The sequence below is a fragment of the Rhodococcus jostii RHA1 genome (genome assembly GCF_000014565.1).
GTDB classification, from domain to species: domain Bacteria; phylum Actinomycetota; class Actinomycetes; order Mycobacteriales; family Mycobacteriaceae; genus Rhodococcus_F; species Rhodococcus_F jostii_A.
Window position 1 is genome coordinate 838023 of sequence record NC_008269.1, and the last position, 16109, is coordinate 854131.

Annotated in this window: 15 protein-coding genes; 1 reads left to right on the forward strand and 14 read right to left on the reverse strand. The window is 65.2% G+C overall.

Annotated elements, in window-relative coordinates; translation table 11 throughout:
- Positions 1–216 precede the first annotated feature (216 nt).
- From RHA1_RS39580 to RHA1_RS39635, 12 genes are all read right to left on the reverse strand, one after another.
- A complete protein-coding gene (locus RHA1_RS39580; protein ID WP_011599593.1) occupies positions 217–1005 on the reverse strand; it encodes an enoyl-CoA hydratase in 789 nt (262 codons plus the stop codon).
- Between the two features lie 170 nt (positions 1006–1175).
- On the reverse strand, positions 1176–2342 hold the full coding sequence (locus tag RHA1_RS39585; protein ID WP_011599594.1) for a thiolase family protein: 1167 nt from the start codon (positions 2340–2342) through the stop codon (positions 1176–1178).
- Complete coding sequence (locus tag RHA1_RS39590; protein ID WP_011599595.1) at positions 2339–2779, reverse strand: MaoC family dehydratase; 441 nt, start codon at positions 2777–2779, stop codon at positions 2339–2341. The genes RHA1_RS39585 and RHA1_RS39590 overlap by 4 nt, the downstream gene beginning before the upstream one ends.
- Positions 2709–4010: an MFS transporter gene (locus RHA1_RS39595; protein ID WP_011599596.1), complete on the reverse strand. Its 1302-nt coding sequence runs from the start codon at positions 4008–4010 to the stop codon at positions 2709–2711. The genes RHA1_RS39590 and RHA1_RS39595 overlap by 71 nt, the downstream gene beginning before the upstream one ends.
- 20 nt (positions 4011–4030) lie before the next feature.
- Complete coding sequence (locus RHA1_RS39600) at positions 4031–5413, reverse strand: MFS transporter (RefSeq protein WP_011599597.1); 1383 nt, start codon at positions 5411–5413, stop codon at positions 4031–4033.
- An 18-nt stretch (positions 5414–5431) separates the two neighbouring features.
- Positions 5432–5872: a Zn-ribbon domain-containing OB-fold protein gene (locus RHA1_RS39605; protein WP_011599598.1), complete on the reverse strand. Its 441-nt coding sequence runs from the start codon at positions 5870–5872 to the stop codon at positions 5432–5434.
- Positions 5869–7032, reverse strand: coding sequence for a thiolase family protein (locus RHA1_RS39610; protein WP_011599599.1), 1164 nt, complete (start codon positions 7030–7032; stop codon positions 5869–5871). Before RHA1_RS39610 ends, RHA1_RS39605 begins: the two co-directional genes overlap by 4 nt.
- Complete coding sequence (locus tag RHA1_RS39615) at positions 7029–8993, reverse strand: AMP-binding protein (protein WP_011599600.1); 1965 nt, start codon at positions 8991–8993, stop codon at positions 7029–7031. The genes RHA1_RS39610 and RHA1_RS39615 overlap by 4 nt, the downstream gene beginning before the upstream one ends.
- 214 nt (positions 8994–9207) lie before the next feature.
- Positions 9208–9579 carry a thioredoxin gene (gene trxA / locus RHA1_RS39620; protein ID WP_011599601.1) on the reverse strand — a complete coding sequence of 124 codons (372 nt, stop codon included), beginning with the start codon at positions 9577–9579 and terminating at the stop codon, positions 9208–9210.
- Positions 9580–10479: 900 nt separating this feature from the next.
- Positions 10480–10827, reverse strand: coding sequence for a carboxymuconolactone decarboxylase family protein (locus RHA1_RS39625; protein ID WP_011599603.1), 348 nt, complete (start codon positions 10825–10827; stop codon positions 10480–10482).
- Positions 10828–10863: 36 nt separating this feature from the next.
- Complete coding sequence (locus RHA1_RS39630) at positions 10864–11694, reverse strand: IclR family transcriptional regulator (protein WP_167540998.1); 831 nt, start codon at positions 11692–11694, stop codon at positions 10864–10866.
- A 172-nt stretch (positions 11695–11866) separates the two neighbouring features.
- The gene (locus RHA1_RS39635; RefSeq protein ID WP_011599605.1) at positions 11867–12427 is read right to left on the reverse strand and encodes an OsmC family protein; all 561 of its coding nucleotides are present in this window, start codon (positions 12425–12427) and stop codon (positions 11867–11869) included.
- Positions 12428–12781: 354 nt separating this feature from the next.
- Between RHA1_RS39635 and RHA1_RS39640 the strand changes: the two genes are divergently transcribed.
- On the forward strand, positions 12782–14056 hold the full coding sequence (locus RHA1_RS39640) for a PucR family transcriptional regulator (RefSeq protein WP_011599606.1): 1275 nt from the start codon (positions 12782–12784) through the stop codon (positions 14054–14056).
- Positions 14057–14126: 70 nt separating this feature from the next.
- Here the strand turns inward: RHA1_RS39640 and RHA1_RS47695 are convergent, their stop codons facing one another.
- A complete protein-coding gene (locus RHA1_RS47695; RefSeq protein ID WP_011599607.1) occupies positions 14127–14486 on the reverse strand; it encodes a WhiB family transcriptional regulator in 360 nt (119 codons plus the stop codon).
- A gap of 217 nt (positions 14487–14703) precedes the next feature.
- Positions 14704–15924, reverse strand: coding sequence for a MalY/PatB family protein (locus tag RHA1_RS39645; RefSeq protein ID WP_011599608.1), 1221 nt, complete (start codon positions 15922–15924; stop codon positions 14704–14706).
- Between the last annotated feature and the right edge of the window lie 185 nt (positions 15925–16109).

Sequence of the window (16109 nt, forward strand, 5' to 3'; positions counted from 1 at the left end):
GAGAATGATGCGTGCCGCTCGCGTTCGGTACGGCTTGGAGACAGTGCGGGGCGGGCAGCGAGGAGACTCCCAACCGGTCCTCGATCGTTGCGGGTGCAGGCTCGACGGGCGGTGTACCGCCACCGACTAACCGTGTCCGCACGGGTCGTGAGTGGTGCACCGCCTGACGAGGAGCCCTGTCCCAGGTCATCGACAGAGGTGAGACGGTGTGGCTGGTCAGCGGTCCTGCCACTGGGGTTCGCGTTTGCCCAGAAACGCGGAAATACCCTCCTGGGCATCGCAGGTGACCGCATTGACCGCCATGACTTCCTGCATCGCCTGATAGGCGTCGTCCTCGGCCAGATCGATCTGACGGTAGAACGCGTCCTTTCCAGTGCTCAGGGTCATCGCACTGGCGTTCGCGATCGTTTGCGCCATCGTCCGCGTGACGGTATCGAGCGTTTCGGGGGTGGTGACCTCGTTGACCAGTCCCCACTGCATGGCGGTCGTCGCGTCGATCATTTCCCCGGTCAGCAGCATCCGCATTGCCTGTTTGCGGCCGATCGCCCGGGTCAGGGCGACCATCGGTGTCGAACAGAACAGTCCGATCTTCACTCCGGGGGTTCCGAAGCGGGCTGCGGTCGAGGCGATTGCGAGGTCGCACGAGGCGACGAGTTGGCATCCGGCCGCCAGGGCGCTGCCTTGAACCGAGGCGATCACCGGCTGGCGCACCTGGTGAATCGTCTGCATCATCTTCGTGCACGTGGCAAAGATCTCCCGTTCTTGATCCAAGGATCGGCCGAGCACCTCGGTCAGGTCGTGGCCGGCGGAGAACGCGGGCCCGAGGGCGCGAACGATGATGACCCGCACGGCGGGATTCGCCGACAGATCGGTCAGTGCCTGCAGGAACGATCGCATCGTTCTCACCGACAGCGGGTTTCGGCGCTGCGGTTCGGTCAAGGTGATGTACCCGATGGTGTCCTCGACGGACATCTGGACAGCGGTGGCAGCCGAAGCCTGTGACATATGTGTTTCTCCTTGGTTCGGGTGGCACGTTCGAAGAGTTGGCAGCAGCACCGCCTCTCTTGCGGTGGCAACTATGCGATGACCGTCGTAGGGTTGCCACCCCCAGGGGGTTCGCGCCCCTGCACCCGCGGACGTTGGTGTTAATGCCGCGGATGCGATGTCAGAACGGGTTAGTGCTGTGGGAGCCGCAGTAGAAGGGCTTGCCCCTGGCCGCCACCCCCGCAGATGGTGGCAACTCCGAATTCCCGTTGCCGCAATCGCATTTCGGTGGCGAGAGTCATCAGAATCCGGAACCCGGAGGCCGCCAGGGGGTGGCCGAGGGCGATCGCGCCACCGTTGACGTTGACTCGGTCGAGGTCGATGCCGAGATCGCGGGCGGAGGCGAGTACGACTCCGGCGAAGGCCTCGTTGATTTCCCACAGCCCGATATCGCCGATGCTCAGACCGTTCCGGTCGAGTAGAACGCGGGCGGCGACCGCGGGTTTGAGGTGCAGCGACGGGTCGGGGCCGGCGACGACAACCCGGTCGACGACCTCGACCAGCGGGTCCAGTCCGAGCGAGTCGGCAACACCAAGGGACATCAGCACACCGGCCGCCGCGGCGTCGGACATCTGCGAGGCATTTCCCGCGGTGATGGTGCCACCCTCGGTGAACGCCGGGCGCAGGGTCGCGAGTTTGGTGACGGTACTGCCGGGACGGATACCCTCGTCCGCGTCGAGGATGTCGGTCAACGCGCGGATCTCTTGTTTGAACCGCCCGGACTCGGTGGCCGCGGTCGCCCGGCGGTGGCTGGCGCACGCGAACTCGTCCTGGTCCGCACGGGTGATGCCGTGCTCTCGGTTCGCCTGGTCGGAGATCTCGCCCATGCCGGAATCGGAGACCGCGCACCACAATCCGTCGTTGACCAGCAGATCAACCAGTCCGCCGTGCCCCACCTTCGCTGCGGCCCGCACCTGCACGCCGTGCAGGGCGCGGCTCATCGATTCGAAGCCCCCGACAAGGGCGGTGTCGATCTCGCCACCCCGGATCATCGAAGCGGCCATTCCGGTCGCGGTCACCGAGGCCAGGCAGACGTCGTTGATCGTGGTACCCGGAACGGTGGTGGGAACGCCGCCGTGGATCGCGGCCACCCGGGCGGGGTTCTGCCCGTTGCCGGCCTGGACGACGTTGCCGAGGAAGGTGTGGTCGATACTGATCTGCCGGTCGAGGGGTTCGAGCGCTGCGTGCACGGCTGCGGCGCCGAGGTCGAGCGCCGACAGGTGCGCGAGTGCGCCGCCGAATTTGCCGACGGGCGTGCGGGCCAGTGAGACCAGGACGGGGGAACGGTCGGGGGTCACTGGCCGGCTCCGTTGGCGAGGTCCATGGTGTAGCAGACCGCGGTGCCGTCGAGGACGACGGTGCCGTCGTCGCGGGTGACGGTGGTCTTGAGTTCGGTGATCGGCTTGTCCTCACGTGCCGCGGTGACTTCGACCCGGCCGGTGATGGTGTCGCCGGGTCGTACCGGTGCCTTGAACGCCCAGTTCACGTTCAGGAACACCGTGCCCGGGCCGGGGAGTTCCTCGGCGACAACGGCGTTGAGGATGGCGCTGGTGATGCCGCCTTGTACGACGATTTCCCCGAACCGGGATGCCTCGGCGGCAGCCTGGTCGTAGTGCAGGGGGTTGCGGTCGCCGCTGATCTCGGTGAACAGGGCGATGTCGTTGTCACCGACGGTGCGGGAGAGCTCCGCGGTCTGGCCAACTGTCGGGGTGCGGCGGGTCGAGGTGTTGGTCATGGTGTTCCTCCTTGGAACTGTGTTGGGAGTTGGTAGCGGGGGTGGTGCGAGCACGCAGAGCTGCCATCGCCACGGCGCCGATCAGCGGTCCGGGGGCGAGGAGCAGGAAGGCGTAGCGCCAACCGGTGAGGTCGGCGGCGACGGGGACGAGTTGGATCGTTACGACGGTGAGCAGGAACCCGATCGCTGTCTGCGCGGTGAGGGCGGTGCCGACGAATCGGGAGTCGGCGGTTTCGCTGAGCGAGGTGGAGAACACCCCGGAGTCGGCGATCACGGCGGCACCCCACACCAGCAGAAACGCGAGGAGCACACCGGTCGGTGCAGTGAAGAACAACGGGGACAGGACACAGCAGGCGCCGCTGATCACCAGTGCCGTCACTGCGGCGGGGGAGCGGCCGAACCGGTCCGATGCCCACCCGCCGAGCAGGCAACCGGCGATGCCGGCGAGACCGATCGCGGCGAACGCGATGATGCTGGTGGTGGTGACCGGGCCGGTGCCGCGTTGTTCGCGGCCGGCGAGGACGAACATCGACATCCAGGTCCACAAGGCGTAGAGCTCCCACATGTGTCCGAAGTAGCCGATATTCGCCAGCCGGGGTCCGCGTTCGCGGAACATGGTGATCGCGTACCGCGCGCTGGGGGTGATTGCCCGGGTGTCGAGGTGCGGGCCGGGTGTGATGAGGAGGACGGCGATGAGGGCACCGATTGCGGTGAGGACGGCCGCGGCCATCATCACCGTCCTCCAGGGCAGCGGGCCGAGTCCGCTGATCAGGTGGGGCAGAGCAGAACCGAGGGTGAGGGCTCCGAGCAGCACCCCGAACGCACGGCCCCGGTCGGTCGATTCCGACCAGGAGGCCATGAGTTTCATGCCGACCGGGTAGACACCTGCGAGCAGGAGCCCGGTGAGAAATCTCAGCGGGATTGCCGCCGAGAGGTTATTTACGAATAGGGCCAACAGGGCAGTGCACACTGCGGCACCGAATGCGCTGGCGGCAAGCAGGTACTGGGGCGCGATCCGGTCGGCAAGGTTGAACAGGGTGGAGGTGACCGCCCCGGCGACGAATCCGATCTGCACCGAGGCGGTCAGCCAGACCGCGGCCGTCGACCCGATGCCCCACTCCGACCGCAGGCTGGGGACCACTGCGGTGGCGGAGAACCAGACACACAATGCCAGCACCTGCACGGCGGCGATGAGGGCGCGTTGCTGATTGGTCGACGGCGCGGTGATCATGGAGGTGATGACTTTCTATTTCAGGACCGGCTGGTCAGGACATTGCCGGCATCGTGCACATCCGACTGGCCGGCGGAAGGGAAGTCGGCGGAGCCTGGGTTTCCGCGACTACGGTTTCCGCGGTGGGTTTCCGGGGAGAAGAACGTGGCGATGATGGTGATCACGCTCAGCCCCACCATGTACAGGGCAACCGGCCAGGGACGGTTGTCGGCGAGCCCGAGCAGCAGCACCGCCAGAACCGGGGACAGTCCACCGGCGAGCAGGGAGGCCACCTGGTAGCCGACCGAGGCTCCGGTGTACCGGAGTTCAGGTTCGAACAGCTCCGACATGAACGCCGCCTGCGGGCCGTACATGAGGTCGTGGAAGACCAGCCCGATCACGATCGACGCCCAGATCAGCAGGGAGCTCTTGGTGTCCATGAGCAGGAAGAACGGGAACGCGAACAGCGCCGAGAGGACCGCGCCGATCAGATACACCCGGCGGCGACCGTACTCGTCGGACAGGCGACCGAAGAACAGGATGGTGAACATGCTGACCACCGAGGCTGCGAGGACACCGATGAGGGCAACCGAGCGGGGGAGTTCTAGGACGGTGGTGACGTAGGTCAGGGCGAAGACGGTGATGATGTAGAAGATCGCGTTCTGTGACATCTTGATTCCGACGGCGAGGAGCACCTGCTTCCACTGCTTGCGGAACACCTCGACGATCGGGAATTTCGCGATGTGCCCGTCGTCCTTGGCCTTCTGGAAGTCGGGGGTCTCTTCCATCTTCAACCGGATCAGCAGGCCGATCGCGATCATCACGGAGGAGGCGAGGAACCCCACGCGCCAACCCCAGGTCATGAACGCTTCGTCGGACAGGGTCAGCGTCAGGGTCATGAAGACCCCGTTGGCCAGCAGCAGTCCGGCAGGGACACCGGCCTGTGGCCATGCGCCGAACAAACCGCGCCGACTCGGGGGTGCGTGTTCGACCGCGACCAGGACGGCGCCGCCCCATTCGCCGCCGACACCGAAGCCCTGCACGATGCGGAGGACGAGCAGCAGGATCGGCGCCCATATCCCGGCGACCGCGAAGGTCGGGAGCACCCCGATGAGGGTGGTGGCGACACCCATGATCATCAGGGAGGACACCAGCATCGCCTTGCGGCCGATGCGGTCACCGAAGTGCCCCATGATCACCCCGCCGAGGGGGCGGGCGATGAATCCGGCCGAGTAGGTCAGCAGCGCCAGCAGTGTGCCGGTCAGTGGGGAGTAGGAGGGGAAGAACAGATGCGGGAAGACCAATGCGGCCGCGGTGCCGTAGAGGTAGAAGTCGTACCACTCGATCGTGGTGCCGATGAAGCTGCCCAGGCGCGCCCGCCGTTGCATGTCGGCGCTCGAGGTTGCGGGGGTGGAGGTGGTCATGGCGATGTCCGTCCGTTGTCAGGATCGCGGTAGGGAGTTTTGGGGGTGGAATTGCAGCGGGGGCTGCTCGGATCCAGGGATGTTCGGTGCGAGCTGCACCCGCTGGCCGACGTGCACGGTTGCCGGGTCGCAGTCGATAATATTGGTCATCATGCGGGGGCCCTCGTCGAGTTCGACCAGGGCCAGGACGTAGGGGGTGTCCTGTTCCCATGCCGGGTGGCCGGGTTTGCTGACCACAGTGAAGGTCCAGACGGTGCCGGTGCCGGCCGCTCGGATCCAGTCGAGGTTCTCCGACCAGCAGCCCCGGCACATCCCGGCGGGGTAGTGCTGGCAGCGCCCGCAGTCCTCACACCGTTGGATCCACAGTTCACCGTCGGCGGCGCACTTCCAGTACGGCTCGGTCACGGTCGTGGTCACCGGACCCGGCCGCGGCACCGTACGGGCAACTGTCGTGGTCATGTGTTCGCTCCTCCTAGCACTAGTGCGACTTCCTCGCTCATCGTTGCGCCGTTGCCGGTCACCAGGGCCAGGTCGGCGGCGGCGACCTGACGCCGGCCCCCGGCGTGCCGCAGCTGCCGCACCGCTTCGACGATGTGGGTCATGCCACCTGCGAGATCTGCTTGACCGCAGGCTAATTGGCCCCCATTTGTGTTCACCGGAAGTGAGCTGGTCGCGGAGAAGTCGTGCTCGGCGACCCACTGCCCGCCTTCGCCTTTGGCGCAGAGTCCGGCGTCTTCGGCGGTGATGGCGACGACGATGGAGTAGCAGTCGTAGATCGAGAGGAAGTCGAGATCGGACGGGCCTACCTGCGCCATCCGGTAGGCGTCGGCGATGGCCGGTGCCAGCGGGGAGGTGGTCAGGTTCGGTGCCTGGCTCAGGGCGCGGTGGGTGACGCGCTCGCCAGCGCCGAGTAGATACACCGGTGGGTGTGGGTAGTCGGCGGCCCGCTCGGCGGAGGTGACCACCAGGGCGGTGGCGCCGCCGCACGGCATGACCGTCTCGAACAGACGCAGCGGTGACATCACCATCGGCGAGGACAACACGTCGTCTACGGTCAGCGGCTTGCCGTAAAAAACGGCATCCGGGTTGAGTTGGGCGTTCGCGCGTTCCTTGACCGCCACGTTCGCGAGTTGCTCGGGGGTGGTGCCGAACTCTGCCATGTGTTTTTGCGCGATCATCGCGTAGGCCTGGTTCGCGCCGCTGGCACCGTAGGGGACGTCGAACTCACGGATCGGGTTGCGGTTCGGAGATCGGGGCACCCGGTCGGGCTCGCGGGTGTTGCCCAGCATGCACAGCACGGTCTCGCACATGCCGGCGTTGATGGCGGCGGCCGCACGCCAGACCATCCCGGCGCCGGCGGCACCGCCCAGGTCGACGACGTCGGCGAATCGTGGTTGCAAGCCGAGGTATTCGGCGATGGTGGCAGGCACGTGTTGCGGGGTCTCGCCGACTTGGGGGCCGCAGATGACGCCGTCGATCGCGGACGGTGTCAGGCCGGCGTCGGCGACCGCGGCCCGGCTCACTTGCGCGATCATTTCGAGGGTGGAGACGCCGGGGGTGGTGCGCCGGGCCGGCACCTCGGCAGCACCGATGATCGCCCCGAGCTTGCGTGCGCTCATGACAGGTTCCTGATCAGATCGAGGGCGGCGGGATCGTCGAGGGAGGACGTGTCACCGGAGGGGTTGCCGAGGTAGACCGCCCGGATCACCCGGCGCAGGATTTTCCCGCTGCGGGTGCGGGGAAGGGAGTCGACGATGTGCACCTGCTTGGGGGTCAGAGGTTTTCCGAGTTGCCGTCCGACTTCGGCGGCGATGGTGGCCGGCAGCTCGGCGTGCTCACCCTGCTTGGCTTCGGCGACCCGGGCGAACACCACCAGTGCTTCGCCCTTGATGTCGTCGGGGACGCCGATCGCGGCGGACTCGACGACCTGGTCGATGCCGTTGACGACGGATTCGACCTCCGCCGGGCCCAATCGTTTGCCGGCGATCTTGAGGGTGTCGTCGCTGCGGCCGCGCACGTACCAAATGTCGTTGTTATCGACCTCGACCCAGTCGCCGTGGTACCAGGTGCCGTCCCACCGGTTCCAGTAGGTGCTGTAGTAGCGGTCGGGGTTGGCCCAGAAGGTCAGCGGCATCCCCGGGGACGGCTGCCGTAGGGCCAGTTCACCGAGCCCGCGACCGAGACTGCGGCCGTCGCTGTCGACGATGTCCGCACCCATTCCGGGCAAGGGTCCGGCGAACCCGCAGGGGTGGATGGGTTGTGCGGTGGTGTTCGACAGGATGGCCCCCGACACTTCGGTTCCGCCGCTGTAGTTGATGATCGGGATGTGCCCACCGCCGACTCGGGAGTAGAGCCACTCGTACGCATCCGGGGTCCAGGCCTCACCGCTCGAGGCCAGCACCCGCAACTGGCCGGTGTCGATCGGCACCTCGGGGTGGGTGTCCTTGTCCATCAGCGACCGGATGAGGGTCGGGGAGACTCCCATCATGGTCACGCCGAGTTCGCGGACCATGTTCCAGATGCGGTCGGTGTCCGGCCAGTCCGGGGTGCCGGCGTAGAGAGCGACGGCGCTACCGGCGATCAGACCACCGAGCACGATGATCGGGCTCATGATCCAGCCCGGATCGGTGATCCAGGTCGACACGTCGCCCGGACCGATATCGAAGCTGAACGCGGCATCGCTACCGGCCTTGACGGCGAACCCGGCGTGACCGAGCACCACACCCTTCGGTGCCCCGGTGGTGCCAGAGGTGAATGCGATGAGCATCGGGTGATCGGTGGGGCACTCGGCGGCGGCGACGGGCTCCTCGGTGGTGCCGGTGCCCAACTCGTCCCAGTGCACCGGTCCGGGCAGATCAACAGGCAGCGTGTGCGCCAGCAATGGGACCACGATTGTGGTGGTCAGAGTCCCGAGGTCGGCGAGGGCGGTGGGCAGATCAGCCGGTATTGCGACCTCACGGCCGCGGCGGTGGAACCCACTGGACATGATGTGGGCCTTCGCACCGGCGATGCGCAATCGATCGATTACCGCCGCCGTGCCGAAACCGGAGAAGATCGGGACCGAGATCGCCCCGATCTTCGCGCAGGCCAGTTGCGCGACCGCGGCTTCGCGCACCATCGGCAATTGTATGCCGACGGTGTCCCCGAACCCGATGCCAGCGTCGATCAATCCCCTTGCAACCCGGTCAATCTCGAGGGAAAGCTGGGAGAATGTCCACCGTCCGCTGCTGCCGTCCTCGAGCTCCCAGGACAGGGCGGTGTCGTTGCCTCGTCCGGCTCGGATCCAGCGGTCGACCGCGTTGTCGGTGATGTTCAGCGCCCCACCGGGAAACCACTTGGTGTTGTGCGGGGCATCGAGTTGGTCGAACACGCTGGTTGGTTCGCGCTGCCATTCGAGTTGGAGCCAGTCTGCGACGTAGCTCCAGAACCACCCGGGGTCCTCATTCGCCGCCGCACCCAGCTCGTCGACATCCGCGCACCCGACCTGCTGGGCAAAGGCCAGGATTCGACTGCGATCAAGTTCGAGTTGACCAGGCCGCCACACCAGATGATCGATGTCCGACAAGGGAGTAGTGGTCACAGCATCTCCTACGTTTATGAGCTGAGTCACATGAATGACTTGTTGGGGAAGACGTTAGGAGTGATGGCGGTCATACGTCGCTACGCAAAGAGGAGAACTTCACCGTGCTGGTTTGCGCATTCGGCAAACCGGCGGGAATCAGTTCGGGGGAGTCACCGGTGAGACGACGAACGCCTCCCCCGGCGGGCAGGGGGAGGCGAACAGGAGCACAGGGCTACTTCGTTGCGGTTGCCTGCTCGACGACCTTCCGGCGAACCTCGCCCATGTCGAGGCCCTTGACCTGGGCGACCAGATCGTCGAGCGCCTCGGGCGGAAGCATGCCGGCCTGATTGAAGACCAGGACTCCTTCCCGGTAAGCCATCACGGTCGGGATGGACCGGATGTTCGCGGCCGCGGCAAGACCTGGCTCGGCCTCGGTATCGACCTTGGCGAACACCACGTCCGGGTGCTTGTCCGAGGAGGCTTCGAAGGTGGGGGCGAAGGCGCGGCACGGGCCGCACCACGACGCCCAGAAGTCGACGATGACAACATCGTTGCTCGCGACGACATCGTCGAACGTGCGCTGAGTGAGACTCTGGGTGGCCACAAGAAGGGTCCTTTACAATTTGATGGGTGGGTGACGGTTTGCGATTGCGTACGGACAAGGCATCCGCGGCCGCCGTCTTACTGGCGGAGGGTTGATTCCACTCGCCGGGCGGGGCGGTCATCATGTCAGGCCGTGTCCGGGCACGACCGGGCCGCGGTCCTAGTGCCGCATGGGATAAGCGCTGCGACGGTCATGTGGTCAACCAGCCACGACAGGGTCCGGGATGTGTTTGGCGCGGTGGCGCCTTGCCGAAGTCGAGCCAACTGAACTCGTGCGCGATTCAGCGTCGAGGACTAGACTTTTTTGGGATCGGTGGAGAAGTCGGCTGCAACCCCTTTCCAATGGGCGATCCCGCCACGCGCCCGCCGCAGAAGCCCAAAGCCGAGACTGTCAGGCCGCTATGAGGTGTTACATGGTGGTCCTGCCGGCGTGTGCTTGCCCTTGTTTCTTTTTTCGGGCGGCCGAGGGTCTTACGGAATTGATGTGGAATCGCTCGTTCGTGGGTGGGGCGGGTATGCGCTCGCTAAACTGCGTTTCTCATCTTGGGCGCAGGTCGATTCGGGGATAACTTGCCACAATCGTTCGATGAACCGGCGTGTGGTCATTCCGAAGTGCACGAGGATGTCCTCTTCGGTGGCGCCCCCGTATGGTGCCCACGTGCTGGCGAACTCGATGAGGCGCGCCGCCTCGGTGTCAGGGTGGTTGGGTTTGTGGTGGCCTTTGATCCAGGCGTCTCGACGCCGGTGGCGCCATTGGCGATAGTTGCGAGAGTTCATGGGATTTCGTACCTAATTGGGACCACGGAAGCCTTCGAACAACATGGGTGCTTCGCACAACGATGGGTATGTGGGGAGTACCAATGGTCTTGCTCTGACCGTCAATTGCTTATCCCACGCCGCACTAGGCCTCGGTCGAGGCCAGCGGCTTCGCGGCACGTGCGGCGACGGATAACGCCTTCATGCCATGGACGACGGCACCGCCGGCGCGCATCGCTGCCGCGATATAGGTGACCTCGGCGAGTTCCTGCTCGGATGCGCCGAGCGCGACCGCATCCTCGGTGTGGAACCGAATGCAGGCTTCGCATTGCGTCGTCAACGCAACCGCGATACCGATGAGTTCTTTGTACTTCCGCGGGATTTCACCGGGTCCGGTGAAGACGGCCGCATTGTAGGCGGCCAGTGCGGACCCCATCTCCGGTGCCAGGTCGGCGCCGAGTGGGGAGTGACGATGGTTGTGCGGTGTAGGCATTCGAGAAGATCTCCTTGGTAGAAGGGTCGAAAGCGATCACGCGGTGCCGGGTTGCAAAAGTTTGCGGACGGTGCCCTCGTTCGAGGCGCCATCGAGTTGCTGCAGCCGTTGCGCGAAGACGGTGGCCTCGCGCTTCATCCACTCGACCACATGGGTCCTGCGGGGCTCGGACAACCTCGGGGAGACCGCTTCGACGCTGAACGCGGCGATCGCTGTCCCCGAGCCGCCGATGATCGGAACTCCGATTCCCTCGGCTCCGGGCACCAGCGTGGTAGGGGCTTGCGTGAAGCCGGCCGTCCGAGCTCGCTGGATCAGCGCGGGCAATGCGGCCGGATCCGGCAGCGCGCTACCGGATAGTTGGGTGGTGGGAATCGAGGTGAGCAGGCGGTCGACCTCGTCGGGCTCGGCCCAGGCGAGCAAAGCAAGGCTGCCCGCACACGAGCCGAGCATCCGCCGCTCACCGATCTGCGTGGTGATCGCCCTGATCGGATACGTTCCGACCACACGATCGACGCAAACCGCCTGGGAGCCGGTCTTCACCGTCAGATACACGGTGTCACTGGTCAGCTCCGCGAGCCGGTTCAGATGGGGCGCAGCCAGACTGGTGAAACCATGCCGGTCCGACGCGGCCATCCCGATACCGACCAGCGGCAGGCCCAGGACGTACGCGGACCGGGATTCGTCCAGTTCGACCCATCCCAGCTTGGTCAACGTTCCGAGCAATCGGTGAACCGTGGTCTTCGACAACCCGGTGGCGAGGGCGAGGTCGGTTAACCGGCTGCCCGATTTCCCCGCGTCAGCGATCGCCTGAATCAGGGCCGCAGCTCGTTCCACACTGCGGATCGCTCCGGATGATTCCTCCGCCATGTTGCTCTCCGTTCCCAGCATTACTTGCCTACTCGATCCACCACGAACAGCCACGAAATCTCACTGTCCGCCGCGGGGGAGTGTTCGGCATGTCCGTGGCAGGACTACTCGCAGGCGGAGGCGTGGACCCTGTGGTGCCGCTCTCAGCGTAGAGCGGCACCACTCGATCACTTCATGCCAGTGTTGTCACCACGTCGACGGGGCGGACCAGCGTGTCCCGGATGGGGGAGCGCTTCTGCACGGTGTCGACAAGGTCCTGCAGCTCTTCCCGAGTAGCGCCGGGTGCGGTGAGATCGACCTTGACCCGGATTTCCCGGGCGCCGGGAGCTTCTTCCGGGGCAACGCCGAGGAACGAGGCCAGGTCGAAATCGGCCTCCAACTCGAGCTTGTAGCTCTCGAGCTCGATACCCCGCGATGCGGCGTTGGCCGCGAGCGTCACCGTGTAGCACCCAGCCAGGGCTTGCAGCACGTACTCGGCCGGGGACACAGCGGTGTCGGTACCGAGCAGTGAAGCCGGCTCGTCGCTGGACATGGTGAACTTGCCCAGCCGGGAATTGTCGAGCTGACCAGCCTGGGTGAGGCCACCGGTCTCGGAGTTCACCCGAAAGCCACCCTGCCACTCGCCATTTACGGCGAAGGACACATTGCCGAGCGCGCGGTCACCGCGGACCGCGTCAATCGTCTGGTTCAACGCCTCCAGATCGACGCCGTTGACCGTCTGCTTCGTTTCCATCGAGTTCCTCACTTCTGTAGGGGATTGACACACTGTGCGGAATCGGCGCCGCACCGGCGTGTGTGCTGCCAGTGAACGTCCCGGATCTCTCGATGTCAATCAGTTGTTCCGCGGTACGGAACTGTCGGAAAAATCGAGATTGTAAACCCCTGTTCAAGCCTTCAAACTTGCCAAAAAATGGAATACGATTCCGTCATGCAGTACAGCCTGCTGGCGAGGAGTCGCGTGTGTTCATGAGCAGTCGGTGTGACGCCCCGGAGCGTCGCGGCAGGGTCGGTGACGACCCCAGGAGGGCATTCGTCCGCCTCTTCCGCGACCGGTTACCCGTGATGTCGATCATGCGAGGAGCCTGATATGGCGGAGCAGTCCGGCGATAATGCACGCAGCGAACTTGACGAGACTGCCTTGCGGCAGTTGATCGTCGAACTCATCGAGCACCTTCATCGCCGGGCGTACGAGATCGGCGAGCTGATCGCGCAGCGTTACCGCGAAAACATCGTCGAATATCGTTCTCTTCCTGACGGTTTCATCGAACAAGATGTCGCACCCACGGCGCGGGCGAACCTCGAGGCGATGCTCGCCAGCCTCACCGACGACGATAGCGCGGTCTCCGAACGAGACGATGGGAACACCGCGCGGTACTCGCCGTTTCGCGACAGTGCGGTGCGCCGGTTCCACCAGGGTGTTCCCGTCCAGGCTCTACTACACGCCTACCGGCTGTGGGGTCACACAGTGTGGGAGCAGGTCCGTCAAGCCCCGCAAATCCGAAACAACCCAGAGTTGGGTCTGGTGGTGGCGGGCAAGATCATGCGCCACGTGGACCTGGTGTCCACCGCGGTCGCCCAGGCGTACCTCGAGGAGGCCTCCGGGGTCATGCGGGACCGCGAGGTCGTCCGACGTGATCTGCTCGAGGCCCTCATCTCCGGCAACGCGTCCCCGGAACGTATCGACCGGCTTTCCCAGTACTTCGGACTGCCCACGACCGCTCGATACACCGTATTTCTCGTGCGCAGCCGGAAACTGTCTCGATTCTCCCCGGAATCGCTCCGCAAGACCCTCGAGACCGTGCGTCACCATCTGCATCCCACCGAGACTGGATTCCTCACGGGCGTTCGTGACGAAGAGGTCGTTGCGATCTATCCCCTTCACCAGGCGGCCAGTCAGCAGGAGATGCTCCGGGAGCAGGCGGACGCGCTCGCTGCGATGCTTCCCCGGTTCGTCGTCGGTGTCAGCCGCGCGCACACCGGCCTCGGGACCGTCTCCAGTGCCTACCGCGAGGCGCAGGACGCCATCGCGTCAACCCAGGTCACCGACGAAACGCGGGCGCAGTTCTACGCGGACGCCATGCTCGATCACATCGTCGCATCCAGCCCATTCAAGAGCGTCTTGTACGAGGAGGTCATCGAACCACTCGAACAGTACGACAGGGACCACCGGGCCGAGCTGGTCGCGACCTTGCGGGCGTACTGTGCGTCGGGATTCAACCTCGCCGGGACAGCGAAATCGCTTATCGTGCAACCGAACACGGTCCGCTACCGGCTCAAAAGGATTCACGAGCTCACCGGCCAGGATCCCTTCGTGTCTAACAACCTCATCCTCCTGGCGCTGGCGCTGCGCGCAGCACCCTAACGCGCCGGGCGGCCCGGTCGACGACCACGCCCACGGCAGCGGTCTACCTGTGATGGTCGGCCGCAAAGCGTCAGACCCGGTGGTGACCGGGCGGTACACGATCGGGGGCGATGCGTAATGTGCTGGGGAATCGATCGCGCGGGGACGCGCTGATCAGATGGTCGTGGTACCGCCGATCACGCTCGGAAGTCCCACCCCAGATGCCGTAGCTCTCCCCGACGGTGATCGCGTGGTTCTGACACGCCTGCCGGACCGGACACTCGGAACAAATCTGTTTCGCCACTCGCTCGCGGCGGATCCGAGTACCTCTGTCCTCTTCGTCTTGGGGAAAGAAGACATCGGTGTCCATGTTTCGGCAGCGGGCGTGAAGTTGCCACTCCCACGCGGGCAGTAACGGTTTGAGATGAACAGAGATTCGGGGGGCAGGCATGGTTGTCCGATCACGGTCGTCGTGCAGAATGCGTGGTTCGGGAAACTGCCATAGTGCGCCGATTTCACTGACGGCCCGAACCGGGTGCAGACCCGGGCAACACGCGCTTCACGAGTACCCAGTCGTCTCACCCCTTTGCGCTCGCGCACGGGTTTTGCGATACACACTATCGGCGTCACAATATAGCTCCCGTCTCGCGAGCGCGCCCCGGCCCGAGTCAGTGATGTTCACGCCAGGCCGCACCCATACGTTCGACGGCTTCGGTGAGGACCTTCTCGCTGGTGGCGAAGTTCAACCGCACGTGACCGTCACCACCGGCGCCAAACGCCGGCCCAGCCGACAGTGCCACCCGAGCCTGGGTCAGGAAAACCGCCGCAGGCCCGGCGCTGAGCGTGACAAGTCCGCGTTGCACGGGAGCCTCGGATTCGTCGTCGAGTCCGAGACCTCGGCAGTCGAGCCATGCCAGATAGGTGCCCTGCGGAGGGGTGAAGCGGACCGGCGGGAGGTGTTCGGCAAGTAGCTTGCCGAGTATCCGTCGATTGTCGTCCAGGCCAGTGATCAGTGCGTCGAGCCAATCACTGCCTTCTCGGAAGGCGGCAGCGTGCGCGATGACGCCGAGGTGGCTCGGACCGTGACTGACCTCTTCGGGAAGGCGGGCAAGATCACCCGCAGCGGCGGGGCCCGCGATGGCCAATGCGGCCTTGAGGCCCGCGAGGTTCCAGCCCTTCGACGCCGACATCACGCACAACGCGTTGTCGCTGCCCGGCACGGTGAGGTACGGGACAAACGTTGCGCCGGGAAGTACCACCGGCGCGTGAATCTCGTCGACGACGACCCGGACACCAAACCGATCGGCCAGTGCGGCGACACGCGACAATTCTTCGGCGGTGTGTACGGTGCCGGTCGGGTTGTGGGGGCTGCTCAGCAGATAGACCGCACGGGAGTTGCCGGCGGTGACTCGCGCGAACGTCGCCTCGAGGGTGTCGAAGTCGATCCGCCCGTCCCCGTCGAGCGGGGCGTCGACAATCCGCCGATTCATGTGCTCGACGAACGAGTAGAACGGCGGATAAACAGGGGAGTTGACGACCACCGCGTCCCCATCGGAGCTGACCAGCCGCAGCATCTCGACGACGCCCATCATGACGTCGGGAACTATGGCGGTCCGTTCCACTGCAATTCCGTCCCAGCCCCAACGTCGGTGCGCAAAGCTCTGCACGGCCTCGGCATAGGAGGTGCCAGCCGCGTACCCGGTGTCTCCCGCGGCAAGGGCAGCCTCGAGCGTCCGGCGGATCGGATCGGCCATCCGCGTATCCATTTCGGCCACCCACAGTGGCAGCACATCCGACGGATGCGTGCGCCACTTCATGCTCGTCCTCTCCCGCAGCTGCGGCAGGGTCAGTTCTTCGAGGGGATTCGGTAGCTGGTTGCGTGTACTCATGCGAAGGTCCTCGTCTGTGTGTCGTCGTACGGTATGGAAGCGACCGTTCCCGGTGTTCGAACCGATGCCGATCTGGATTCAATGAAGTTGTAGTACAGATGATTTAGGCAATTTGCGGGCGCGGCGGACCGAGAAGGTTTGCCCGCCGGGGCCCTTACCCGGCAGAGCTTGGTGCTCGGCAATCC

Excerpts from the sequence above, each read along its gene's own strand:
- RHA1_RS39645 (WP_011599608.1), bottom strand. The coding sequence starts at position 15,924 with ATGAGTACACGCAACCAGCTACCGAATCCCCTCGAAGAACTGACCCTG.
- RHA1_RS39605 (WP_011599598.1), bottom strand. The coding sequence starts at position 5,872 with ATGACCACGACAGTTGCCCGTACGGTGCCGCGGCCGGGTCCGGTGACC.
- RHA1_RS39580 (WP_011599593.1), bottom strand. The coding sequence starts at position 1,005 with ATGTCACAGGCTTCGGCTGCCACCGCTGTCCAGATGTCCGTCGAGGAC.
- RHA1_RS39600 (WP_011599597.1), bottom strand. The coding sequence starts at position 5,413 with ATGACCACCTCCACCCCCGCAACCTCGAGCGCCGACATGCAACGGCGG.
- RHA1_RS39630 (WP_167540998.1), bottom strand. The coding sequence starts at position 11,694 with ATGGCGGAGGAATCATCCGGAGCGATCCGCAGTGTGGAACGAGCTGCG.
- RHA1_RS39625 (WP_011599603.1), bottom strand. The coding sequence starts at position 10,827 with ATGCCTACACCGCACAACCATCGTCACTCCCCACTCGGCGCCGACCTG.
- RHA1_RS47695 (WP_011599607.1), bottom strand. The coding sequence starts at position 14,486 with ATGCCTGCCCCCCGAATCTCTGTTCATCTCAAACCGTTACTGCCCGCG.
- RHA1_RS39595 (WP_011599596.1), bottom strand. The coding sequence starts at position 4,010 with ATGATCACCGCGCCGTCGACCAATCAGCAACGCGCCCTCATCGCCGCC.
- RHA1_RS39590 (WP_011599595.1), bottom strand. The coding sequence starts at position 2,779 with ATGACCAACACCTCGACCCGCCGCACCCCGACAGTTGGCCAGACCGCG.
- RHA1_RS39640 (WP_011599606.1), top strand. The coding sequence starts at position 12,782 with ATGGCGGAGCAGTCCGGCGATAATGCACGCAGCGAACTTGACGAGACT.
- RHA1_RS39610 (WP_011599599.1), bottom strand. The coding sequence starts at position 7,032 with ATGAGCGCACGCAAGCTCGGGGCGATCATCGGTGCTGCCGAGGTGCCG.
- RHA1_RS39635 (WP_011599605.1), bottom strand. The coding sequence starts at position 12,427 with ATGGAAACGAAGCAGACGGTCAACGGCGTCGATCTGGAGGCGTTGAAC.